We start from the raw sequence: 259 nt of genomic DNA on the forward strand, positions 1-259 counted from the left end.
TGCTACCCTTTTCCCTGCTGGCACTGGCAACCACGCGCCTGGAAGCAGGATTCACCTCGCTGCTCAACGCCACCACGCCTATTTTTACCGCGCTGATGGGGGCGGCTTTTTTTGCCACGCACGTGAAGCGCCAGCAATACCTGGGGCTGACGTTGTCACTGGTGGGAGTTTATGTGCTGTCGGCACATCGTCTGGACTTCAGTTTGGGGGGGAGATGGCTGGTTCATCGTGGCCGTGCTGGGTGCCACCTTCTGCTATG

General features: G+C 59.1%; 1 protein-coding gene. It reads left to right on the top strand.

Annotated features, from left to right (window positions below):
* On the top strand, positions 1–259 hold a 259-nt coding region (locus P8629_RS12210; protein ID WP_278166376.1), incomplete at both ends, for an EamA family transporter.

Origin of the sequence: Hydrogenovibrio sp. 3SP14C1 (assembly GCF_029625905.1) — a bacterium.
Lineage (GTDB): Bacteria > Pseudomonadota > Gammaproteobacteria > Thiomicrospirales > Thiomicrospiraceae > Hydrogenovibrio.